This is a genomic window from Magnetospirillum sp. WYHS-4, assembly GCA_039908345.1.
Lineage (GTDB): Bacteria > Pseudomonadota > Alphaproteobacteria > Rhodospirillales > GLO-3 > JAMOBD01.
On record JAMOBD010000007.1, the window covers coordinates 1 to 23,700 of the forward strand.

The window sequence follows — 23,700 nt, forward strand, 5'->3', positions numbered from 1 at the left end:
CGCCCGCTCGGCCTGTTCCGCCGCGCCCTTGCCGTTGCCCGCCGCTGCCGTGACGGCCGCCGCCGCATGCAGTTCGGATTCCTTGGCCGCCTGCTGGGCCTCCGCGAGCGCCGCCTTGGCCTGGGTGGCCAAGCTCTCCGCCAGCAGAGCCGACGTCTCGGCGGCAGTCCCGTTGTCGGCGGTTTCCGCCGCGATGGCCGCCAGGCTTGCCGCCTTGGCCTGGGTGGCCAAGGATTCCGCGATAGTGGTCTTGGCCACCACGGCCGCCGCCGCCGCCTCGGTCAGGTTGGCCTCCTGGGCCGACACGGCGGTGGCCGATGCCTCCTGTGCCGCCTGGGCCGCCGCCTTGAGCACAGATTCCGCCTTCGCCGTGTCGGCGTCGGTCTTCTTGGCGTTGAAGGTGGCGTCGGCGTCGTCGGCCTGGGCTTGAGCGTCCGCCAGGGCCACCTGATATTCGGTGGGATCGACCGGTTCCGGATTGATGACGTCGGCCAAGTTGGATGCCGCGGTCGCCAGATCGGCCGCCGCCTCGGCCGCCGTCACCTGGGCCTGGGCGGAAGCGAGGGCGGCCTTGGCGGAATTGTAGGCCGCCAGCCGCGCCGCGACGGCGGCGCCATCCTGGCTCTGGAAGTCGAGATCATAGGCCACGTCGACGTCGGCCCAGGCGTCGGCCAGCCCGGTCTCGGCGGCCTGGACCTCGGCCAGGGCGGCCAGGGCCTTGGTCTCCGCGGCGTTGGCGTTGATCTTGTTGGCCGTGCCGATGATGGCCCAGGACTTGGCCTCCAGGGCGGCGGCGGCGACCTTGGCGGCCGCGGTCGCGATGGTGCTGGTCAGGTCGGTCAGGGTCTCCACCGCCACCTCGAAGGTGGCCTGAGCCTGGCCCTCGGCGGCGGCCCGGGCCAGGGCCAGCTCGCCATCCGCCTGGGCGGCGGCCACCTGGGCGTCGGAATCCGCCTGCACCGCCGTCAGGGCGGCCTGCAGGGCGGTGGAGGCCGCCGCTTCCAGGGTGACGATGGTGCCTTCGTCCGCCACCACCAGGGCATGGGCGGCGTCGTAGACATCCTCCGCCGTGGCGATCTTGCCTTCGATGGTGGTCTTGGCGCTGGCGTAGAGAGCCTGGATGCTTTCGGCCAGATCCACGGCGGCCTCGGCATTGGCCAGCAACTGGGCCTTCAGCAGGGTGGCAGTGGCCAGGGCAGCGGACTCGGGCGCGGCGTCGGACAGATCCTTGGCGTCGTCGTAGGCCGTCTGGGCCGCGTCGCGGGCGGTGGTCGCCGCCGTCACGTCGGCGGCGGCGTCGGTGACCGCGGCGGAGGCCTCTGTCAGAGAGCTGTTCAGGGCATCGAGTTTGGCCACGGCAACCGCTTCGGCGACCAGGTGGTCGATCAGGGTGGCGCGGGCCGCCTTGACCGCCTCGGCTGCGGCATCCGCCTGCGTGACCTTGACGGCGGCGGCGGCATCGGCGGCGACGGCCGCCGTGTGGGCTGCGGCAACCTTCGCCTGGATCGAGCCGTCGATGTAGGACTGGGCCGCCTCGAGATCGCCGACCGACCCGGTGATCGACAGGGTGGCTTGGCCGGCCTCGCTCTCGGCCTCCGCGTCGGCCTCGACTGCCTGCAGGAACAGGCTGGAAGCCGAGGCGTCCAGCAGCTTCGCCAACTCGGTGAGATCGACGGCCGCGTCGGCTTCCGCCCGCGCCGCCTCGGTCGCCGTGGCCGCGGTGATCGCCAGTTCGGCGAAGGCCAGCATGGCGGCGGGATCGGCCGCGCCAATTGTCGATTCCGCGTTGGTGGCAGTGGTTTCCGCTTGGGTCGCCGCCGTCAGCGCGCAGGACAAGGAGGTTCCGACGGTGTCCCCCAGGGTGCCGCCCTGGGCCGCCGTCGAAAGATCCGTCATCTGGGTCTTGACCGCCCCGGCGATGGTCCCCAGGTCGCCGAACTGGATCGGCGACGCCTCGCCCGGCTGAAGGGCGACGAGCGCCTCGTTCACCTTGTCGGCGAAATCGCCGGCGGCCTTGGCCTTGGCCGCCGCCAGCACGTCGCCGCCGGCCAGTTTCACAGCCTTGGCCTCGGTGATGGTGCTGGTAAGGACGGCGTCCGAGGCGGAGATCGCCGCCGTGACGATCTTGGCCATCTTGGCCGCCGCCTGGACGAGACTGTCCCCGGATGCTCCGGCCCCCAGTCCCAGCATGGCTTCCAGCTTGGCCAGCACCTCGGCCGGAATCGTTTTTCCGGATCCCGCCTCCGCGGCCAGGGCGAGCGCCGCCTTGGATAGCGAGGCGATGGTGGCCGACAGGGCACCCGCGGCCCCCAGGGCCTTGAGCGGCGCGGTGACCACCGAGGCCAGTTGCTGGGCCTCGGTGCTGTCCAATCCGACGCTGCCCGCCGTCGCCTTGATCAGGACCTGGGATCCCAGGCTGGTGACCTTGGCCGCCGCGGCATCTTCCGCGTCGCCCGCCACCTTGGCGGCGGCGGAAGCCGCTTCCACCACCGCCAGCAGCTTCGATACGTCGGCGCTGTAGTCGACCCGGTTTTCCGCGACGATCCGGTTGGCGATGGCGTTCTCGTCGACCGCCCGTTCGGCCAAAAGCCGGTCCACCCGCTCGACGGCCAATTCGACTTTCTGTTCGAACTGCTTGACCTGTTCCCGCGAAGCCTCGATCGCCGCCTTCAGGTCGGCGAGCGTCTTGGCCACGTCGGGGGCGTCGATCTGGCCCTGGGTGTCCTTGGGCGCCGGGGGCGTCGCGGGCTGCGGCGCCTGTGGGGTCTGTTGGGCGTCGGGCAGAAGCCGGTCGACCGCCTGGCCATAGCGGTTGTCGATCTCGTTCGGCGACAGAAGGACCGGCGGCGGCGGTGGCTGGGTGAAGCTGGAAACCGTCGTCGTCGCGCCCGCCTGGTTGAGGACCTGGACGCCGCCCGAGTTGGTGATGGTGATCTCGCCGACCAGGCCGCCCGCCTCGGTCAGCAGCGAGAAGCTGTTCTCCTGCCCTTCGCCCCGCACCTCGCCCGTCACCTTGGTGCCCCGGATGCCGACGGTGGCGACCGGGGTCTTGATGACCATGGCGTCGGGATTTTCCTTGGCGATGGCGCCGCTGACCACCGAGAACACGCCCTTGACCAGGGAAATGCCCAACTTGTTCTGGGCCGCGCCGGGGTCGTAGACCATGTCGTCCAGCACCATGCGGCCCTTCGGCCCCAGGGCGAAGGTGGTCTTGTCCGCGAACTCGATGCCGATGCCGCCGTCGCCGGCCGTCTCCACCACGTCGTCGGCGAAGACCGAATCGCCCCCCTTCAGAGGCGCCTTGACGCCGTCGGCGTGGGTCACGGTGACCGAGCCGTTCAGCTTGGTCACCTTGCCGATGGGCTGGGCAACGGGCATGGCGCCCGCCTGGGCGTACTGCCCGGGCGCCAGGGGCCCGGCCAAGCGCGCCGCCAGGGCGCCGTCGATGACCGTGCCGCCGCCGCTGGTCAGGTCGGGCGGATTCTCCTGGGAGAAATAGCCCTTGATCAGGACCTTGCCGCCGTCCTTGCCGACGATCACCAAGTCGGGACCGAGGCGATGATACTCGCCCTCGACAAGCAAACGCCCGTCGGCGACCGTCAGGACCGGGCCATCCGCCGCGAGAACCAAGCGAAACTCACCGCTCCCCTCCTCCCGGAGGAGAACACCCTTCTCGGGCAGTCTCAAAGACATCCGCCGCCCCTCCGAACCGGCCCCTCAACAGCGGTGATTTCCCGAGTGTTTTTTAGACCATAGCAGATAGAGCCTCGACCAGAAAGCGAAAGACTCCACTGGATATGATCCAGCGGTTCGATTGATCCGCCGACATGGATGGTTGCCTTTGGCGTACATCCGGCCGCGGACAGCCGGTCGAAAGCCCCCCCCTTCGGCCACGCACCGCATCCCAAAACACCGCCCCCCCCTGCCATTCATGTCCCTTCCCCTCCCCAGAAGAAGATCCATCCGTTCGGTGGGATATTGACGATCCCCCCCCCCTGTCCGCAGTGACCTCCGTCACACAGTCCGCGCACCCGACAATTCGGAAATCTAGCACGAGGAACCACATCTTGATACGATCATCCCGATGGCATCGAGATTTGGCGATTCCCCCGGGTTGCCAGCCGGCCTCGAATTGGCGATGATCCCGGCCATGATGGCGAATTCCGCGATCCCCGCTTGGCGCCCCGCCCTCGTCCTGGCGGTCCTGCCGGCCTGCTTCGCGGCGGCGGCGCTGATTCTGCGCGCACAGGGCGGTCCCTATTGGATCTGGCATATCGTCGACGCCTCTTATTTCTACCTGTTCGATGCCATCAACCTGGCCGATCTGTCCTGGCCCGGCCATCCCTACCATCCGGGCACGCCGGTGCAGGTGCTGGGGGCCCTGATTCTCAAGGCCCTGCATCCCGGCCAGGACTTGGCGGAGCGGGTGCTGGACGATCCGGAAGGACACCTGAACCTGATCGGCGATGCTCTCGTCGGGCTGGAGGCGCTGGCCCTGTTCGCGGCCGGCTTCGCGGCCTTTCGGGTCACCGGCAACCTGGCGCTCGCCCTGGTCATGGAGGCGGGGCCCTTCTTTTCCATGGTGATCCTGAAAAACGCCTACCACGCCAAGCCGGAAGCCATGCTTGTGGCGACGATGGCGCTCTTTTGCGCCGTCACCCTGGCGGCCTTGCGTCCGGACGCTCTGGAAGGGCGGGGGCGGACCCGGTTCGCCCTGGCCTGGGGCGCGCTGGCGGGCTTGGGCGTGGCGACCAAGCTGACCGCCGCGCCCGTCTTCCTGCTGCCGGTCTTCCTGCTGAAGGGCCGGGGCACGGCGGTCTACGTCCTGGCCGCCCTCTGCTTCTTCGCCCTGTTCATGCTGCCGGCGGCGGGCGCGCTCGGCAAGTTCGCCGCCCATGCCGCCCTGGTGATGAAGTCCAGCGGCGCCCACGGCGCCGGCGCCGCGACGGTGATCGACGTCGCCGCCTATCCCGGCGCCGTCCTCAAGATCCTCAAGCGGCCCGCCGCCAACCTGCCGGTCCTGCTGGCGCTCGCGGTCGTCGGCTGGGCGGCTTGGCGCAAACGGCGCGGCCTGACCTTTCCGTCCCCCGAGACCCGGGCCCTGACCGGTGTCGGACTGGCGGTCCTGGCCCAGGTGCTGGCGGTGGCAAAGCAGCCGACCGCCAACTATCTGATCCCTTCCTACATGCTGCTGCCGCTGGCGATCCTGCTGGCTTGGCGCATCGTCGCGGCCACGATGCCGGAACGGCCCCGCCTGGCAGCCCCGGCCAGGGCCGGGCTGGTGCTGCTGATCGCCCTGCAGGGCTTCGGCGTCGCCCGTCTGTCCGATGAACTGGACGGCCGGCGCCGGGACGCCCTGGGGCTGGACGAGACGGCGTTTTCCGCCTGCGCCCGCGTTTATTTCTTCCCCGCTTCCCATCCCGCCTTCGCGCTGCTGCTGGGGGATTGGTGGACGGGTTCGCGCCATGCCGGGGCGGTGGCCGCCCGCGTTCCGCCCGACGTCTTCTGGTTCGAACAGAACACCATGACCCTGCGCGATGCGCGGGGGCCCCGCGATCTGGGGGAAATCGCCGCCTCCTACCCTTGCCTGATGCTGCGAGGCGGCCATCGGGGCCCGATTTCCGCCTATCTGGCGGCCAAGCTTCCCGGCCGGGCTTTCGATACCGCCTGTTCGAGCGGCGAGGAAACGGTCCTCACCTCGGGGACGGATTGCCGGAAAAGCGCACCCTGAGCGGCCCGTCGCCAGCCGGCCATTCGCCCATGGCGATGGCCTTCGATCCTTCGAAAACCAGCCAGCCCCGTCGCCCGTAATGGGGCAAGGGACGGGCCAGCGCCGCCAGGGCTTGAGCGTCGTTCGCTTCCACCACCAGATGGCCGCGCCCCGCCCAGACCCGCGCCGTGCCCCGGCCGGCCACCTCGGGCGGCGGCGGGGGCAGGCCGGCTTCCGCAAGGAACCCTTCGATTTCGGCGGACGTGCCGATCAGCAGCGCCGGCCGGCCGGCTTCCGGCTTGCCGAAGCGGGGCGGGGTATCCATCAGGGCCTTGGCGAGCGCCGGCGCCGGGTCGGCCCCCGCCAGTACCGCCGCGACCCCGTTCAGGGTAATGTCACGCAGGATGGGCGGCAGTTCGGCGGCATCGAGGCGGCGAAACAGGTCGGCATCCGGATCGACCGCGAGTTCGCTCCCACCCGGCAGTTCGTAGTGCTGCTCCCGCCCGTCCAGTCGCACCGCTTCGCGCCGGCCGTCCACGACCACGGGCACCGACAAGGCATAGGGCGGATCGTCCTGGCGCAGGGTGAAGGCGACCTTGCCGCCTTCGGCCTTCGCGTCCGCCAGCGTCAGGCGGGGGGCGCCGGGCCGGGCCAGCCACTGGCCGAAAAAGGCCTTCAGGTCGCGACCGCTTTCCGCCTCGAAGACTTGGCGGAGGTCGTCCCAGTTCGCGGCCTTGAAGCGGAAATCCCGCCAGAAGCGCCGGATGGCGGCGTCGAAGGCGGCGCTTCCGATGTCGTCGCGCAGCATGTGGAAAAGGAAGGCCACCTTGTGGTAGCCGACCACCTGGGAGGCGTCGTGGGTCTTGGAGCGGAAGGCCAGCGCCGGGCGGTCGCGATCGGCGGGCAAGGCGGCGTAGTCGCGCAGCCACTGGCGGCGCATGGCCCGACCTTCCTCCGGGCTCCGGCGCAAGGCGTAGGTGTAGTCGGCCATGAAGGTGGTCAGGCCTTCCGACCAGTTGCCGCGTTCGTAATCGACATAGACCCCATTGCCCCACCAGTCGTGCAGGATCTCGTGGCCCAGCGAGGTCTGGCGGATGAAGGGCAGGCGCAGCACCCGCCCGCCGATGGCGGTCAGGCCGGGAAAGCCGAGGCCCACCGGCTGGGGCACGGCGGCCACCGAAAAGCCGGCGAAGGCGTGTTCGCCGATCCAGCCCCGGTAAAGATCCAGGTAGCCGGCCGCCAAGTCCAGGTAGTCATCGGCCAGGGGCGCGGTTTCGGCGTCGAACCAGGTGCGCAGGCGGATGCCGCCATGCATTCGTTCCCTGACCGACCAGGGGCCGGCCAGCAAGGGAATGGCGTCCTGGGGGGTCTCGCTTTCGTAGACGGCGCGGTAGCGGCCGCGTTCTTCCGTTTCCTCCACCAACCGGCCGGGCACCAGGGCCTTCCAGGGCAGGGGCGCCTCAAGGACGATCCGGTAGGTGAAGGGTTCTTCGGCCGCCAGCCAGGTGGGCAGGAAGAAGCCGTCGGGCCCCTGCATCGGCAATTGGCCACCGCCCACCGTGACCTTGCCGGCCGCCGGATCGAAGCGCACCTCGACCTCCTGGTGGGCAAAGGCCGTGGTCAGAGCCAGGGCGGCGAGAAGCAGCAGGGGCTTCATGGCTTGGGCGGGAAGCGGGCGACGATGTCCAGGCCTTCCCCGCCGCGCCGGATGCGCAGGGGTAGCCAGGTGCCCGGCGCCTGGCGGCGCACGGTGGCGATCAGGTCGTCGGTTCGGATCACGACTCGACCGGCGGCTTGCTGGATCAGGTCGCCTTCCCGCAGACCGGCCGCCTCGGCGACGCTGTCCTTCTGGACGCTGCCCACCCGAACCCCGCCTTCGACCGTTTCCACCAGGATGCCCAGGCGCGGACGCTCCTCCTCCTCCGTCTTGGGCGACGACGGCAGGCCGAACAGGGCGTCGGCGATGGGAACCCCGCCCTTGCCCATCAGGTCGGTGCAGTCGCGGTCGGCATCCCAGGGCAGCAGCACGGCGGCGCCGGGCAGTCCCAGGTCGGCCAACTGATGGGGAATGCCGTGGCCGTATTCCAGATGGCCCTGGCCGACGATGCCGACCACCAAGGGCTCGCCGCCACCCCGCCTGACCTTGGCGATAGCTTCCGCCATGGCCCGGTCCCAGACCTGCTGGGCCTCGACGAACCGCCCCAGGCCTTCGGCATCGGCTTCCCCGTGGCGCTGGAAGACCTCGCCCAAGCCTTCCCGGTAGGCGGTCGACGCCGGGGCGGCATCGCCCACTCCCTCACGACGTTCGGAGGGCACCCGGGCCCAGCCGATGCGGCGGGTTTCGCGCACCAGGGCGCTGTCCACGTTCATCGCCACCATGGGCAGGCGGTTCATGCGGGCGAAGTGGAACAGCGGCAGATAGAGGTTGGCGTCGAAGCGCCAGACCTCGTTCCACTCGACCCGTTCGAGGAAACGCCTTTCGTCCAGTTCGCCCCGCGTCCAGGCGTCCAGCGCCGGCTGCAGGCGGCGGGGAAACATCTCGAAAGCCAGCACAAGATTGGACCGCCGGGCATGAAGCGCCGCCAAGGTCTGGAACTGCCAGCGGTGGTGATCGGCGCTGGCATGGCTTTCGCCCAGCAGGACCACCGGCCGTTCCGCCATCCGGGCCAGCAAGGTCTCCGGGGCAAGAGGCTTTTCCTGGCCGGGAACCCGCCAGACGCCGGGCGGCACGCAGGCTTCCCCGGCCTGGGCCGGAGACGTCGAAAGAAGGGCCAAGGCCGCAAGGGCGAAGAAGGAGGGGCGGAGCATGGGCGCGGATTTCCTCTCGGGTCTTCCCCAGAGATGGGGCAGGCGCAACAGCCGGTCAAGCGTCGTCGGGGGGCTCCGGCTCGTCCGGCATGTAGAAGCGGAAGCCGTTCTTGCCGGCCCGTTTGACCGCATACATGGTCCGGTCGGCGTATTCGAGCAGGCTGTCGGCGTCCTCGCCGTCGCGGGGATAGACCGAAATGCCGATGCTGGCCCGCACCTTGGCCTCGCGGCCATCCAGAAGGAAGGGGTCGGTCAGGCTTTTCAGGATGTTGCGGGCGATGCGGGCGGCGTGTTCGTCGGCCTTGATGTCCATCAGGATGACGGTGAATTCGTCGCCGGCCAAGCGAGCCACGGTATCGGTGGAACGCACGCAGTCTTCCAGGCGCCGGGCCGTTTCCTGCAGGAGAAGATCGCCGGCGGCGTGGCCCAAGGTGTCGTTGACCGCCTTGAAGCCGTCCAGGTCGAGGAACATCAGGGCGAAAAGCTGGCGCTCGCGGTTGCCCTGCTTCACCGCCTGGTCGAGGCGGTCCATGAACAGGGACCGGTTGGGCAGGCCGGTCAGCACGTCGAAATTGGCCTGGCGCCAGATGCGTTCCTCGTCCTCCTTGCGGGTGGTGATGTCCTGGGAGACGCTGACCATGTGGGTCATGCGCCCTTCTTCGTCCTTGATGGCGGCCAGGGAGACCCAGGCGGCGATGAACTTGCCGTCCCGGTGGCGGTTCCACATCTCGCCCTGCCAGCGGCCCCGTTCCGCCAAGGTCTGGCGGATGCGGCGGTAGAATTCCTTGTCGTGGCGTCCCGACTTCAGGAAGCCCGGCTTGCTCCCCAGCACCTCGGCGGCAGTCCAGCCGGTGTAGCCGGCGAAGGCCGGGTTGGCGTATTCGATGACGTTGTCGGCGTTGAAGATCATGATGGCTTCGTTGGCCGTCTCCAGGACCAGGCTGGCCATGCGGAGCTGTTCTTCGGCCCGCTTGCGTTCGCTGATGTCGTAGACCCAGGCCAAGACCGCCGGCTCACCGCCGAAGCTGGTGAGCCGCAAGGTCAGCAGCGCCCAATAGGTGCCTCCGTCGGGCCGCTTGAGGCGCACCTCGGCATCCGAGACGATGCCTTCCGCCCACAGGCGGGTAACCAGTTCCTCGCGCTGTTCCGGCCGGGCGTAGAATTCCTTGACCGTCCTGCCCAACAGTTTGCTGGGATGCATGCCGTTCAATTCGGCGAAGCGGGCGTTGGCGAACAGGATGTTTCCGCTACGGGGCGCCGACACGGCGACGCCGATGGGACTGGCCTCCAGAATGGCTTGCAGGTGTTCCTCGCTCTTGCGTAGCGACTCCTCGGCCTGCTTGCGCCGGGTGATGTCGGCGAAGACCCGCACCACCCCACCGTCGGGCATGGGATGGGAGTGGAATTCCAGGATGGTGCCGTCGCTCCGCAGTCTTTCCCCGGTATAGGGTTCGGAACGGCGGATCAGGTCCACCTGCCGACGGACCAGGTCTTCCACCTCGCCCGGTCCCAGGTCGCCGCGTTCGGCGTTCAGGCGGGCCATGTCGACGAAGGCGATGTCGGAGCGCCCCATCCATCCCCGCGGGAAATCCAGCAGTTGGAACAGCCGCTCGTTGGCAGCCACCATGCGCAGGTTCTTGTCGAAGACGATGACGCCCAGGGGGATGTTGTCGAGGGTGGCGCGCAGCAGGGCCGACTGGCGGGCCATCTGGCGTTCCTGTTCGGCCAGGTCCTTCTGCTTGAGCGCGCTGACGTCGGTGACGAACAGGGCGGTGCCGCCGTCGCGGGTGCGGTGTTCGTCGATCTGCAGCCAGCGGCCGTCGGCCATTTCCTGTTCGCAGGAGGATGGCGGGTTGGCGTGGCGCCGCAGGCGATCCTGCAAGAAGGACTGGCGGTCGTCGGGGGTGCGGAAGACACCGGCCATGACGGCGGACTTCAAGATATCGGAAAACGGTGCGCCGGGGGCGGCCGTGTCGCAGGTCTCGGCGAAGCGGCGGTTGCAAACCACCAGACGATCATGGGCATCGAACAGGGCGAAGCCCTCGCCGCTGCTTTCGATGGCGTCCAGCAGGCGGTTGCGGGCTTCCTCCGCCTGGCGGGTGGCTTCGACCTCGGCGGTCACGTCGGTTCCGACGCCCACATAGCCGCGGAAGGAGCCGTCGGCCGCGAAGACCGGCTTGCCGGCCAGCCGTACATGGATGCGCCGTCCGGAACGGGCGGCCAGAGAATAAGTGAAATCGGTGAAGGGCAACCGCTTTTCCAGGTCTTCCAGGTGCTGGGACCACTTGGCGGGATCGGTGCTGACCTGTTCCTCGCCCGCCGCTTCGGTGCGGGTCTTGCCGATCACGGCGGCGGGTTCGATGCCGGTCAGGTCGCGGAAACGGTCGGACAGGTAGATGAACCGCAGGTCGGGGCCCATTTCCCAGACCCAGTCGGAGGCGATCTCGGTGACGTCCTTGAAACGGCGCCGGCTTTCGTTGAGATCGCGATCGCGACGGTGGAGAAGACGGTGCAGCGCCAGGGCCAAGCCGGCGGCCAACATCAAGGCGATCAGGGCGACGGGGGCTGCCCGCCCCTCGCCGCCCAGGAGGGCAAGCCCGATCCCGCCGACCAGCACCAGGAACATCAAGACCGCGGCCACGACGGGCCGCCGGATCAACCAGGGCATTTACGATATCCCCATGCCGGCTCCGTCCCCTGGCCGGTTGACGGGGATTATACATGAAAACGGCGTTCGGCCACGGCGAATCGTTGACAGGGAAAGCGGTGCCCGCTACCAGCGAGGATCGCGACCTTTCCTGGGGGCAGCCATGGCCGAGACGAGCGAGAAGACCGACCGCAGGAGCCAGCGCTTCATCCTCACCATCTCCTGCCCGGACACGGTAGGCATCGTGGCGGCGGTATCGGGGTTCCTGACCGACAACGACGCCTTCATCACCGAGTCTTCCCACTTCGGCGATCCGACATCGAAGCGCTTCTTCATGCGCACCGTCTTCGCCACCTCGGCGCTCACGCCGTCGGTGGAGGAATTGGCCAAGAAGTTTTCCCGCATCGCCGAGCGCTTCCAGATGGTCTGGGGCCTGCACGACGCCGACCGGCGCGAGCGGGTGATGATCCTGGTCTCCAAGTTCGACCACTGCCTGAACGATCTGCTGTACCGCTATCGCACGGGCGAGTTGAAGATCGATATCCCGGCCATCGTCGCCAACCATCCCGACCTGGAACATCTGGCGCGCTGGCACGAGGTGCCGTTCCACCACCTTCCGGTCACCCCGGAAACCAAGGACGACCAGGAAACCCGCATCTGGGAAATGATCCAGGACCTGGAGATCGATCTGGTGGTGCTGGCCCGCTACATGCAGATTCTCAGCCCGCGCATGTGCGAACGGCTGCGCGGCCGGGCGATCAACATCCATCATTCCTTCCTGCCGAGCTTCAAGGGCGCCAAGCCCTACCACCAGGCTCACGCCCGCGGCGTCAAGGTGATCGGCGCCACCGCCCATTACGTGACCACCGACCTGGACGAGGGCCCGATCATCGAACAGGGCGTGGAACGGGTGGACCATACCTTCACCCCCGAGACCCTGGTGGCGGTGGGCCGCGACATCGAGAACATGACGCTCTCGCGTGCCGTGCGCTACCACGTGGAACATCGGGTCCTGCTGAACGGCGCCAAGACGGTGGTGCTGAAGTAGCCATGGAGACCGGCTACCTGGCCCCCGAGGGCTTCCTTCCCGACCTGCTGGAGGAACTGGGCGGCGCCGGCGAGATCCATGACCGCCTGGTCCTGGTCCCCGGCCCGCCCCGGCCCGCCGCCTGGGCGCAGAACGTCTGGTACGAGGTCAAGCGCCTGCCCATCGCATCGGTGGGCGACGCGGCCCGCCAGTTGAAGGCCATCCAGCGCAACTGGGCCGCCTATTCCTGGATCTTGCATCGCCGCGCCCGCCTGATCCAGGACAAGCTGCCGCACGTGTCGGCCAAGCCGCTGGTCTTTCCCTGCGCGGCGCCCACGGCGCCTCTGGGCTCCTGGACCCTGCTGGACGAAGGCACCCTGCTGGCCGCCGCTCGCTGTTCCAGCCCCTTCGTCAACGGCGAGCCGGTCTTCGTCGAGGACCGGTCCGGCCCGCCCAACCGCGCCTACCTGAAGCTCTGGGAGGCCCTGACCCTGATGGGCGGCCGGCCGCCGGGGCCGGGCGATCTTTGCCTGGACCTGGGCAGCAGCCCCGGCGGCTGGACCTGGGTGCTGGCGAAGCTGGGGGCGCGGGTGGTCAGCCTGGACAAGGCGCCCCTCGATCCCGCCGTCGCCGCCCTGCCGGGGGTGGAATACCGCCGGGAAAGCGCCTTCGCCCTCGATCCCCTGGCCCTGGGGCCGGTGGACTGGCTCTGCTGCGACGTGGTCTGCTATCCGGAACGGCTGCTGGGGCTGGTGCGGCGCTGGCTGGCGGCGGGCACGGCGCGGCGTTTCGTCTGCACCCTCAAATTCCAGGGCGCCACCGACCACGCCGTCGCCCGCGAATTCGCCGCCCTGCCCAATTCCCGCCTCCTCCACCTCGCCCACAACAAGCACGAGTTGACCTGGATGATGGAAGAATAATCGTCACCACGGCATCCAGGGCGCCATGCGGCCCATGCGGCCCATGGTGGAATCGACGCCGTAGGCCATGATGCCCATCTTGCCGTTCATCATCTGCATTTCGGCGGCCATCGCGGGGACGGCGGACATCTTGGCGTTCATCTCGTGCATGTCCTTGGCCATGGCCGGCATGGCTTCCAGCGCGATCTGCATGTCGTGCAGGATCACCGCCACCATCTGGGCGGTGTCGCTCACGTCGCTCTTGGCTTCGGACAGACGTTGCTTGAGACCTTGCATCTTGGCCTGAAAGGCCTGCTTGGCCGTCCGTTCGTCCTGCTGCAGCTTGTCTTCCAGGCGCTGGACGAGGCCCTGCGCGGTGGCCGGGGCCCCCAGGCCGCCGCCCAGCAGGAAGCCGCCGACCAGGCCGGCGGCCAGCAGGGCCCAGGCGCGGCGGCGCCCGGCTTCCTGGGCCTTGGCGAGGGCCCGGACGGTCTCGGCCAAGTCGCGGATCTGCATTTCGGTGTCGGTCATGAATCGGTCCTTTCCCCCCGCAATAGTCGCGGATACGGCGTTTAATTCAGCCGACAGGATGGACGATGATCGTGGGCGCGCCAAGGGATTTTCCACGGACCCGCGCCATCACGGCTTGTGGTGGCGGGAAAAGAACTCCCAGATCGCGTCGTTGGCCGAGACGTCCATGGATGTCGCCCCCAGCAGGGCTTCGCGCCGCGCCCGGCCGGGCCAGGTATGGCCGCCGCCCTGGATCTCGTAGAGCACCACCTCGACCCCCGCCTTGCCGGCGGCATGTTCGTGGCGCACCACCCGGGTGCCGTCGTTCCGGTCGTGGTCGGCGAGCGCCACCGAGACCACGAAGGGTTCGGCGCCGTTGACCTTGACCCAGGTCGCGACGGTTTCCGCCACCGGGCGATGGGCATGGCCGAGTCCCGACCGCCCCCCCTTGCCGCCCTTGTAGGGCGCGTATTCGTCGGCGGTGCCGTGGAAATGCAGCACCGGCATGGGGACACGCACGGCGGCCGGGTCGATTTCCAGCCCGCCCGCCACGGCGGCCACGGCGGCGACGCGCTCGGGCAGTTCGGCCGCCACCCGGTAGGCCATCATGGCGCCGTTGGACATGCCGGTGACATAGACCCGCCGGGGATCGACCCGGACCTTGGCGATCAGTTCGTCGATCAGCGCCGCGGCGAAGGCGACGTCGTCCGCCTTCCTTTCCGCGGCATGGCCGCAGCAGGCCCCGGCGTTCCAGGTCAGCACCCGGTTGACCCGGCCGCTGCCTTCCGGATAGGCGACGACGAAGCCGGCGGCATCGGCCTTTTCCGACAGGCCGGAGAAATGTTCCATCACCGCGGCGCTGGTGCCGCCGCCGTGGAAGGCGACGACCAGCGGGCGGTTTTCCTTGGGCGCGCTGGCGGGCACGTGCAGCAGATAGGCCCGCGTCTCCTCGCCGACCTTGATCGTCGGCTCGCCCCGCTCGGCCGCCTGGGCGGCGCCGGACAGCAGCAGGATGAACATGACCAAGCGTTTCATGCCACCTCGATTTCCTTCAGGGCAGCCGCCAATTCCCGATCCAGCTCCGGAACGAAAACCGTTACCGTCTCGAAAACCCGATCTGCTCGGATACCCAGATAGTCATGGGCAAGAATATTCCTCATCGCCACGATCCGACGCCACGGAATCTTCGGATAACGGTCGCGCAGGTCCGCCGGAACCTTGCGGGCGGCCTCTCCGATGACATCAAGCGCCCGCGTCACGGCAAACTGCGTCTTGGAATCGTCCAGAAAATCTTGAAGTTTCATCCCCTCGACAAATTTTTCGGCCAGCCGCCCATATTCCAACATATCGCGCAGATAAGCCGAGAAGTCGCGGGTCATACGGTCACGACTTCGGACATCACATGGGCCGCGAGGCGGGGGCGCAACGCTTCCCGTTCCACCATCTCCACTTCGACGCCGAGGGCTTCGCTGAGTTCGATCTGCAGGCCCGCAAGGTCGATCAGGGTCATGCCGTCCCCAAGTTCGACCAGGAGATCGAGATCGCTATCTTCCGTTTGCTCTCCCCGGACGTAGGAGCCGAACACGCCCATGGCCCGAATGGGATAGCGTTCTCGCAAGCGGGGTTGCATCGCGCGCAGATCGGCAAGAATGGTTTCGAGAGTCCGCATGGTGCGATCCCTTTTGGGCCAATGCCCATCATACCTCCGGACAGGGCGGCTCAGAAGCGGTTTTCCGCAGGTCGATGGCCAATAAATAGGCAGGCGCCGTGCTTCCCTCCAATTCATAGGCATTCTATATTACCGCAAAGCATGACCCGAATCCGCAATCCGCGCGCCCTCATCGACCGCAAGGCCCTGGTCGCCAGACTCGAAGAGCTGGCGGGCTGGTCCGGCTGGTCGGCCAAGACCCGGCCACAGGTGCTGGACATCTTCAAGGAGGTGCTGGCGTCGGGCCGCGCCGAGGTCCGCCGCCGCTTCGAGGAAGACAAGGTCACCGGCCCCGAGGCCACCCGCGCCCAGGCCTACCTGATGGACCAGCTGATCCGCACCGTCTTGGATTTTTCCGTCCAACACGTCTATCCGGTGGCCAATCCCACCAAGGGCGAACAGTTGTCGGCCGCCGCCATCGGCGGCTACGGGCGGGGCGAGTTGGCCCCCTTTTCCGACATCGATCTGATGTTCATCCTGCCCTACAAGTCGACGCCCCATACCGAGCAGGTGGTGGAGTTCATTCTCTACATGCTCTGGGACCTTGGGCTGAAGGTGGGGCATTCGACGCGGTCGGTGGACGACGTCTTGCGCCTGGCCCGATCCGACCAGACGATCCGCACCAGTGTGCTGGAGGCCCGCTGGCTGTGGGGAGACGACGCCCTGTTCAAGGACTTCAAGAAGCGCTTCCAGGCGGAAATCGTCGCCACCACCGGCCGCGAGTTCGTGGAAAGCAAGCTGGGCGAGCGCGATTCGCGCCATTCCCGCATGGGCGACACCCGCTACGTCCTGGAACCCAACATCAAGGAAGGCAAGGGTGGCCTGCGCGATCTGCAGACCCTGTTCTGGATCGCCAAGTACCTCTACCAGGTGGAGGAAGTGGACCAGTTGGTCGCCAAGGGCGTGCTGACGCCGGAGGACGCCCGGCGCTTCGCCAAGGCGGAGACCTTCCTCTGGACCGTGCGCTGCCACCTGCATTACGTGGCCGGTCGGCCTGAGGAACGGCTCACCTTCAACGTCCAGGAGGAAATCGGCAGGCGCATGGGCTATCGCGACCGCGCCGGCTCGCGGGGCGTCGAACGCTTCATGAAGCACTACTTCCTGGTCGCCAAGGACGTGGGCGACTTGACCCGCATCCTCTGCGCCGTCCTGGAGGAGGACAACAAGAAGCGCCGCTTCAAGCTGCCGGGCCTGTCCTTTCTCAAGCGCAACCTGCCGGGGCTAAGGGTGGCCGGTGGACGGGTGTCCATCGACGACGAGGCGGCCCTGAAGAAGGACCCGCTGCTCATCCTGCGTCTGTTCCACGAAGCCCAGCGCCTGCAGATCGATATCCATCCCCACGCGCTGCGCATGGTGACCCAGAACCTCGGCTTGGTGGACGCCCGCCTGCGCGACGACGGGGAAGCCAACCGGCTGTTCCTGGAAATGCTCTGTGACCTGCCCGAGCCCGAGGAAGCCCTGAAGCGGCTGAACGAGGCCGACGTCTTCGGCCGCTTCATCCCCGACTTCGGCCGGGTCGTGGCCCAGATGCAGTACGACATGTACCACGTCTACACGGTGGACGAGCACACCATCCGCGCCATCGGGGTCCTGAGCCGTATCGCCTCGGGGGCCATGGAAGGCGATTGCGCCGTGGCCTGCGAAGCCATCAAGGAAATCGAATCCCTGCGCGCCCTTTCGGTCGCCGTTCTGCTGCACGACATCGCCAAGGGCCGGGGCGGCGACCATTCGGAACTGGGCGCCCAGGTGGCCCGCAAGCTGGGGCCCCGCCTGGGGTTGACCGACTGGGAGATCGAGACGGTGTCCTGGCTGGTGCTGCACCACCTGGTCATGAGCGCCACGGCCTTCAAGCGCGACATCAGCGACGCCAAGACCATCGCCGACTTCGTGGAGCGGGTGCAATCGCCGGAACGGCTGCGCATGCTGTTGGTCCTGACGGTCGCCGACATCATGGCGGTGGGGCCCAACGTCTGGAATTCCTGGAAGGGCAACCTGCTGAAGGACCTTTATTACGAATCCCTGGCGGCGATGACCGGCGGCCTGCCCACCGCCCACCGTTCGGCCCGGGTCGAACAGGCCAAGCTGGCGCTCAGGGCCCGATTGGAAAGCTGGGCCGAGGCCGACGTGGAGCGCCACCTGGCGCTCGGCAACCTGAACTACTGGCTGAGCTTCGACACCGCCACCCACGTCCAGCATGCCGGCCTGGTGCGCCGCGCCGCCGAGGAAGGCCGGGAACTGCTGATCGAAAGCCGCGCCGACGTGGCCCGCGACGCCACCGAGGTCATCATCTACGCCCCCGACCATCCGGGCCTTTTCGCCCAGATCGCCGGCGCCATGGCCCTGGGCGGCGCCAACATCGTCGAAGCGCGCATCACCACGCTCAACAACGGCATGGCCCTGGACACCTTCCTGGTCCAGGACGCCGGCGCCCACGCGGCCATCGACGACGAACCCCGGATGAAGCGCCTCTGCGCCTCCATCGAAAGCGCGCTCAGCGGCACCCGGCACCTGAGGAAGGAACTGGCCGAAGCCATCCACAAGATGCTGCCCAGCCGCACCCAGGTCTTCACCGTGCCGCCCCGGGTGCTGGTCGACAACGAGGCCAGCCGCCAGTTCACCGTCATCGAGGTCAACGGCCGCGACCGGCCGGGATTCCTCTACGACGTGACGCGGGCCTGCACCGACCTGGGCCTGCAGATCGCCTCGGCGCGGATTTCCACCTACGGCGAACGGGCGGTGGACGTCTTCTACGTCAAGGACGTCTACGGCCTGAAAGTGGACGGCGAGGAAAAGCTGGAACGCATACGCAAGCGTCTACTCCTGGCCGTCGCGCCGGAGGCGTGAGGAATCGGGCACCGTCTTCGCCGCCGGGTGACTTGAACTCCCCCGCCTGCCGGCCTTATAGTGCGCCCCATGACCGGGGGCGCGCACCAGATGAATCCCTTTCTGCATCGGCACCTGCTCGGCATCGAGGGGCTGACGCGGCCGGAAATCTCGTTCCTGCTGGACCGTTCGGAAGCCTACGTAGAGCAGAACCGCGGGGTCGACAAGAAGAAGGCCCTGCTTACGGGCCGCACGGTCATCAACCTGTTCTTCGAGGCTTCCACCCGGACCCGTACCTCCTTCGAACTGGCGGCCCAGCGCCTGGGCGCCGACGTCATCAACATGTCGGTGTCTTCCAGTTCGGTGAAGAAGGGCGAGACCCTGATCGACACCGCCATGACCCTGAACGCCATGCATCCCGACGCCCTGGTGGTGCGCCACGGCGATTCGGGGGCGGTGAAGCTGCTGTCCGAGAAGGTCAACTGCGCGGTCCTGAACGCCGGCGACGGGGCGCACGAGCATCCCACCCAGGCGTTGCTGGACGCGGTGACCATCCGCCGGCGCAAGGGAGAATTGGAGAATTTGCGGGTCGCCATCTGCGGCGACATCGCCCATTCGCGGGTGGCGCGCTCCAACATCCACCTGCTCACCACCATGGGCGCGCGGGTGCGCCTGATCGCGCCCAAGACCCTGATCCCTTCCAAGATCGAGAACCTGGGCGTCGAAGTCTTCCACGACATGCACAAGGGCCTGGCCGGCTGCGACATCGTGATGATGCTGCGCCTGCAGACGGAACGCATGCACAGCAACTACTTTCCCTCCATCCGCGAATATTTCCACTTCTTCGGCCTGGATTACGAGAAGCTGGCGGCGGCCAAGCCGGACGCGCTCATCATGCATCCCGGGCCCATGAACCGCGGCGTCGAGATCGATTCGGAAGTGGCCGACGACATCGGCCGGTCGGCGATTCGCGAGCAGGTGGAAATCGGCGTCGCGGTGCGCATGGCGGTGCTGGAAGCCCTGCTGGCGCCGCCAAGGGAGGGGGGCGCCTGATGGGTCATCGTTCCGACCATTCGCCGGGCCGCATCGCTTTCATCAACGCCCGCCTGCTCGATCCTGCCTCGGGCCTGGACGCCAAGGGCGCCCTGCTCGTCGAAGGCGAGGCGATCGCCGATTTCGGTCCCGCCCTGTTCAAGAGTGGCGTTCCGTCCGGGATCGAGACGGTCGATTGCCGGGGCCATTGCCTGGCGCCCGGCCTGGTCGACATGCGGGTGCAACTGCGCGAGCCGGGCGAGGAGCACAAGGGCACGCTGGCTTCCGCCGGCCAGGCTGCAACGGCGGGCGGCGTCACCACCATGGTCTGCCTGCCCAACACCTCGCCGGTGATCGACGACATGTCGGTGGTCGAGTTCGTCGCCCGCCGCGCCCGCAAGCTGGGACTCACCAAGGTCTACTGCTACGGCGCGGTGACCAAGGGTCTGGCCGGCCAGGAACTGGCGGAAATGGGCATGTTGGCCGAATCGGGTGCCGTGGCCTTCACCGACGGCACCCAGGCGGTGGGCGACGCCCAGGTCATGCGCCGGGCGCTGACCTACGCCGCCACCTTCGGCCTGCTGATCGTCCAGCATCCGGAAGAACCGAGCCTCGCCCGCGGGGGCGCCATGAACGCGGGCGAGACCGCGACCCGCCTGGGACTGCCCGGCATTCCCCGCGAAGCCGAAGTCATCATGGTGGAACGGGATATCCGCCTGGTCGAGATGACCGGCGGGCGGCTGCATTTCGCCCACGTCTCGACCGCCGGAGCCGTCGAGGCGGTGGCCGCCGCCAAGGCCCGCGGGCTCAAGGTCACCTGCGATACCGCGCCGCCCTACTTCGCCCTGAACGAAGGCGCGGTGGGCGATTACCGCACCTTCGCCAAGCTGTCGCCGCCCCTGCGTTCCGAGGCCGACCGCAAGGCCATCGTCGAGGGACTGAAGGCCGGCATCATCGACGCCATCGCCTCCGACCACGCGCCCGAGGACGAAGACGCCAAACGCCTGCCGTTCGCCCAGGCCGCTTTCGGCGGCGTCGGGCTGGAAACCCTGCTGGGCGTCTCGCTGGGGCTATATCACCACGGCGGAATGACGCTGCTGGACGTGCTGCGGCCACTGACCTGCGCGCCGGCCGACATCCTGGGGCTGCCTGCCGGGCGGCTGACGAAGGGCGCGGCGGCGGACCTGGTGCTGTTCGATCCGGAGCGGGGCTGGCGAGTGGATTCGGACGACCTGCTCTCCAAATCCAAGAATACGCCCTTCGACGGCTATCTGGTGCAGGGCCGCGCATTGCGCACCGTTATCGACGGCCGCACCGTGTTCGACGCCGCCCACGGGCCCGAGGACTGAGATGGATCTTCCCGTCCTTGCCGCCGCCCTGGCGGGCGGCTATCTGCTGGGCTCGGTGCCCTTCGGCCTGGTGTTGACACGGGTTGCCGGGCTGGGCGACATCCGCGGCATCGGCTCGGGAAACATCGGCGCCACCAACGTGCTGCGCACCGGCCGCAAGGGCTTGGCGGCCGCCACCCTGCTTCTCGACGGCGGCAAGGGGGCCGCCGCCGCGCTGATCGCCCAGGCCTTGGCCGGCACGGACCCGGGACTGCTGGCCGGGCTGGCGGCGGTGATCGGGCACAACTTCCCCATCTGGCTGAATTTCAAGGGGGGAAAGGGCGTCGCCACCACCCTGGGGGTACTGCTCGCCACCTCGGTGCCGGTCGGCCTGGCGGCCTGCCTGACCTGGTTGGGCACCGCCTTGCTGTTCAGATATTCCTCCTTGGCCGCCCTGGTGGCCCTGGCCGCCGCGCCGGTCTCCGCCTGGTTCCTGGCCGGTCCCGGCCATGCCGCCATGGCCGCCGCGCTCGCGGTGCTGGGCATCGCCCGCCACCATGCGAACATCGCCCGCCTGCTGAAGGGCGAGGAACCGAAAATCGGCCGAAAGAAAAATCATCACGCCGGATAAACGAGGAAGTGCGGCCCGCCGCCCTCGCGAAAGCGTTCCAGGCCCCATGCCACGCTGGAAAACGCCAGATCCGCCCACGGAATGTCGTTCCAGTCGAACAGGCCGACCTCGCGGCTTTCCGGGCCCGCGCCGCAGTCGGGAGCCAGAAGCCGAGCGCGATAGATCAGATAGACGTGGCCGACCTGGGGAATTTCGTAGACGCCCAACAGGTCCTCGATCTCGGCCCTGGCGCGGGCTTCTTCCTCTACCTCGCGCAAGGCGCCCTGGGCGGCGCTCTCGCCGCGTTCCATGAACCCGGCCGGAAACGTCCAGTAGCCGATTCGCGGCGCGATGGCGCGGCGGCAAAGGAGGATGCGGCCTTCCCAGGTGCAGATGGCCCCAACCACGATCTTGGGATTTCCGTATTCGATATAGCCGCAATCGGGGCAGACCAGCCGGGTCCGCGTATCCCCTTCGGGCACGGTCTCGACGGTCGGTCCACGCGGCGACGGTTCGATCATGCCACCACTTTGGCGGCGCGGCCCAGGGGGCGCAAGGCGAAAACGGAGGTTTCCCCTTGCGGCAAGGCTGCTATCATGGAGGCCGATTCGGTGCATGGAGGATTCGGACCCGCATGGCTGGCGGCCAACATCTGCAGCAGGTCTACGCGGACCCCACGCCTGCCGCCGATTACGGCGAGCAGACCTTTCTGGGTGGCATGAGCCTTTCCGGGCGGGTTCGGCTGTTCGTCTTCCTGGGCCTGGCGGCCATGGTCGGCCTTGGGGCAGGCGCCTGGCATCTGGACCAGCGCCTGGCGCTGGTGGTGGACGAGACCGCCCGCGCCCGCGACCTGCTGGAGATTGCGGGCAAGGTCGAGCGGGGCGTCTGGCAGGCACGCGACAGCGAACGCAGCCTGCTGGCCGACGGTGCCGCCATCCATGCCGAACGCTACGACATTCAGGTGGCCGGGGTGACCAGCGCCCTGGAGGCCCTCGCGGGCCGTCCCGACGCCCAACCGCTGGCCGATCGGCTCAAGGAAATCGGCGAGGCCCTGGCCCGCCACGGGGTGGAATTCCGCGATGGCGCGGCGACGGCCAAGGCCGCCCCGCGTCCTGACGCCGATACCCCCAACGCGCTGGTGGAAAAGGCAGCCGTCGAGGTCGAGGCCCGGGTGGCGCGCACCGAGTTCGCCGGGCTCAGGAATCTCTGGCAGCGAGTGCGCGAACAGGAACAGGGTTTGGCTCCCGGCGCCTCGGAGGAAACTGTCGTGCGGATCGCCAAGGCCATCGACACCTTCGGCCAAGCGCTGGTCGGTGCACCGCTGGCCGACAAGGATCGGCGAGGTGTCGCCGAGGCCCTGACCGCCTATCGCCTGGCGGTCGAGGCCGCTCTCAAGGCACGTGGCGGAACGCTGCGCGGCCGCGGGACCGCCCGGTTGGACAAGGCCTTCGGCGAGGTGGTGCAGCAGGTGGACGGCTTGGTTTCCTTCGCCGAGGAACGATCCCTGGTCGCGTCCCAGAAGGAACGCAGCCTGCGGGAACTGGTCCGTCTGGGCGTGGCGGGCGGCGTGGTGGGTGGACTCTTGTTGCTGATCCTGTTCGGGGCCTTGATGATGCGCAGCATCGCGAACCCCGTCCGGGCCCTGGCCAACGCGGCGCCGCGATTGTTGGGCGGCGACACGACGGCTCTCATTCCGGCGCTGGGCAACCACGACGAGATCGGCGAGGTAGCCCGTACGTTGGCCAAGATGCGGGCCGACCTGGGTGAAGCGCCGCGTGTCCGGCGCGAACTGGATGCGGTCAAGGCGGACTTGGCCCGCCAGATGGAAGAGGAAGGCCGACTGCGGCGCGAAGTCGAGGCCCTGCAGTCCCGCGAGATCCCACCGCCCGTGCCGGTGGCGGAGCCGCCGCCACCCCCGCCACCACCGCCACCGCCCGAAATCGAGGCGATCCCGGTAGCCGTCGAGCCGGTGGCGGTATCCGAGATTCCGGCCCGTCTGGGCAAGCTCTGGTCGGGCACCATTTCCACGGTCAGCCGCGACGTCGCCCTGGCCAGCCAGGACGTTTCCGACGCCGCCTTCGAGGCCGAGCGGATGGGAACCATGATCCGCGGCCTGACCTTCGCCACCGCCCGGCTGAAGGAGGCGGACGAGATGATTTCCACCATCGCCGAGCAGGCGAATCTGCTGGCCTTCAAGACCCGGCTGGGCGATGGCGCCCGCCCCCCCGAGGGCAACCGCAATCTGATCGTGCTGTCTTCCGATCCCCGCCTGATCGCTTCCGGTCGGGAGGGCAAGGACGAGGACGAGCCGCCGACCGTCCGGGTCGAGGCCATCCGCGCCGCCGCCGCGCAGGCCAAGGAAGCGTTGCGCGAGGTGGGCGAGGCCGTGGTGGACATCAAGGGCGCGGCGATGGATCTGGCTGCCTCGACGTCGGAGGAGGCGCTGGCGGTCACCACGCGCCTGATGGAGCAATCCCAGTTCCTGCGCAACATGCTTGATGAACTGGTGGGCAAGATCCACAACCGCGATGATGGTTCCTTGGCCTCCGACCAGCCGCCTCTCCTGACCCCGCGGCGAACCGACGAACGCTGAGAACG

Annotated in this window: 17 protein-coding genes; 8 read left to right on the forward strand and 9 right to left on the reverse strand. The window is 68.3% G+C overall.

What is annotated here, in order from left to right; translation table 11 throughout:
* On the reverse strand, positions 1-3,693 hold a 3,693-nt coding region (locus H7841_03720), incomplete at its 3' end, for a FecR domain-containing protein (protein MEO5335993.1).
* Positions 3,694-4,150: 457 nt separating this feature from the next.
* Between H7841_03720 and H7841_03725 the strand changes: the two genes are divergently transcribed.
* Complete coding sequence (locus H7841_03725) at positions 4,151-5,731, forward strand: hypothetical protein (GenBank protein MEO5335994.1); 1,581 nt, start codon at positions 4,151-4,153, stop codon at positions 5,729-5,731.
* On the opposite strand, the gene H7841_03730 is transcribed toward H7841_03725, so the two are convergent.
* From H7841_03730 to H7841_03740, 3 genes are read right to left on the reverse strand one after another with little or no spacing between them, the layout of a single operon-like run.
* Positions 5,694-7,367, reverse strand: coding sequence for a M1 family peptidase (locus tag H7841_03730; protein MEO5335995.1), 1,674 nt, complete (start codon positions 7,365-7,367; stop codon positions 5,694-5,696). The genes H7841_03725 and H7841_03730 overlap by 38 nt on opposite strands.
* Positions 7,364-8,518, reverse strand: coding sequence for a ChaN family lipoprotein (locus H7841_03735; protein ID MEO5335996.1), 1,155 nt, complete (start codon positions 8,516-8,518; stop codon positions 7,364-7,366). Before H7841_03735 ends, H7841_03730 begins: the two co-directional genes overlap by 4 nt.
* Before the next feature lie 55 nt (positions 8,519-8,573).
* Positions 8,574-11,186, reverse strand: coding sequence for a PAS domain S-box protein (locus tag H7841_03740; GenBank protein MEO5335997.1), 2,613 nt, complete (start codon positions 11,184-11,186; stop codon positions 8,574-8,576).
* Between the two features lie 142 nt (positions 11,187-11,328).
* Between H7841_03740 and purU the strand changes: the two genes are divergently transcribed.
* Together purU and H7841_03750 are read left to right on the forward strand one after the other, a co-directional pair.
* Positions 11,329-12,213 carry a formyltetrahydrofolate deformylase gene (purU, locus tag H7841_03745; protein MEO5335998.1) on the forward strand — a complete coding sequence of 295 codons (885 nt, stop codon included), beginning with the start codon at positions 11,329-11,331 and terminating at the stop codon, positions 12,211-12,213.
* 2 nt (positions 12,214-12,215) lie between these two features.
* Entirely contained in the window at positions 12,216-13,112 is an 897-nt protein-coding gene (locus H7841_03750) for a hypothetical protein (protein ID MEO5335999.1), read from the forward strand.
* A 3-nt stretch (positions 13,113-13,115) separates the two neighbouring features.
* On the opposite strand, the gene H7841_03755 is transcribed toward H7841_03750, so the two are convergent.
* The 4 genes from H7841_03755 to H7841_03770 all read right to left on the reverse strand — a co-directional run bounded on the left by H7841_03755 (position 13,116) and on the right by H7841_03770 (position 15,270).
* Positions 13,116-13,622, reverse strand: a complete 507-nt coding sequence (locus H7841_03755; GenBank protein MEO5336000.1) for a hypothetical protein — start codon at positions 13,620-13,622, stop codon at positions 13,116-13,118.
* 108 nt (positions 13,623-13,730) lie between these two features.
* Positions 13,731-14,636 (reverse strand): prolyl oligopeptidase family serine peptidase, encoded by a 906-nt coding sequence (locus tag H7841_03760; GenBank protein MEO5336001.1) that lies wholly within the window; start codon positions 14,634-14,636, stop codon positions 13,731-13,733.
* The gene (locus H7841_03765) at positions 14,633-14,980 is read right to left on the reverse strand and encodes a DUF86 domain-containing protein (protein MEO5336002.1); all 348 of its coding nucleotides are present in this window, start codon (positions 14,978-14,980) and stop codon (positions 14,633-14,635) included. Before H7841_03765 ends, H7841_03760 begins: the two co-directional genes overlap by 4 nt.
* Positions 14,977-15,270 (reverse strand): nucleotidyltransferase family protein, encoded by a 294-nt coding sequence (locus H7841_03770; GenBank protein ID MEO5336003.1) that lies wholly within the window; start codon positions 15,268-15,270, stop codon positions 14,977-14,979. Before H7841_03770 ends, H7841_03765 begins: the two co-directional genes overlap by 4 nt.
* A gap of 141 nt (positions 15,271-15,411) precedes the next feature.
* Between H7841_03770 and H7841_03775 the strand changes: the two genes are divergently transcribed.
* The 4 genes from H7841_03775 (at position 15,412) to plsY (ending at position 21,123) form a co-directional block, all read left to right on the forward strand.
* Positions 15,412-18,153, forward strand: coding sequence for a [protein-PII] uridylyltransferase (locus tag H7841_03775; GenBank protein MEO5336004.1), 2,742 nt, complete (start codon positions 15,412-15,414; stop codon positions 18,151-18,153).
* A 90-nt stretch (positions 18,154-18,243) separates the two neighbouring features.
* Positions 18,244-19,185: an aspartate carbamoyltransferase catalytic subunit gene (locus H7841_03780; protein MEO5336005.1), complete on the forward strand. Its 942-nt coding sequence runs from the start codon at positions 18,244-18,246 to the stop codon at positions 19,183-19,185.
* Entirely contained in the window at positions 19,185-20,513 is a 1,329-nt protein-coding gene (gene pyrC / locus H7841_03785; protein MEO5336006.1) for a dihydroorotase, read from the forward strand. Before H7841_03780 ends, pyrC begins: the two co-directional genes overlap by 1 nt.
* Position 20,514: 1 nt before the next feature.
* Complete coding sequence (plsY, locus tag H7841_03790; protein MEO5336007.1) at positions 20,515-21,123, forward strand: glycerol-3-phosphate 1-O-acyltransferase PlsY; 609 nt, start codon at positions 20,515-20,517, stop codon at positions 21,121-21,123.
* On the opposite strand, the gene H7841_03795 is transcribed toward plsY, so the two are convergent.
* On the reverse strand, positions 21,111-21,623 hold the full coding sequence (locus H7841_03795; protein ID MEO5336008.1) for an NUDIX hydrolase: 513 nt from the start codon (positions 21,621-21,623) through the stop codon (positions 21,111-21,113). The genes plsY and H7841_03795 overlap by 13 nt on opposite strands.
* A gap of 113 nt (positions 21,624-21,736) precedes the next feature.
* Between H7841_03795 and H7841_03800 the strand changes: the two genes are divergently transcribed.
* Positions 21,737-23,695 carry a HAMP domain-containing protein gene (locus tag H7841_03800; protein MEO5336009.1) on the forward strand — a complete coding sequence of 653 codons (1,959 nt, stop codon included), beginning with the start codon at positions 21,737-21,739 and terminating at the stop codon, positions 23,693-23,695.
* Positions 23,696-23,700 lie beyond the last annotated feature (5 nt).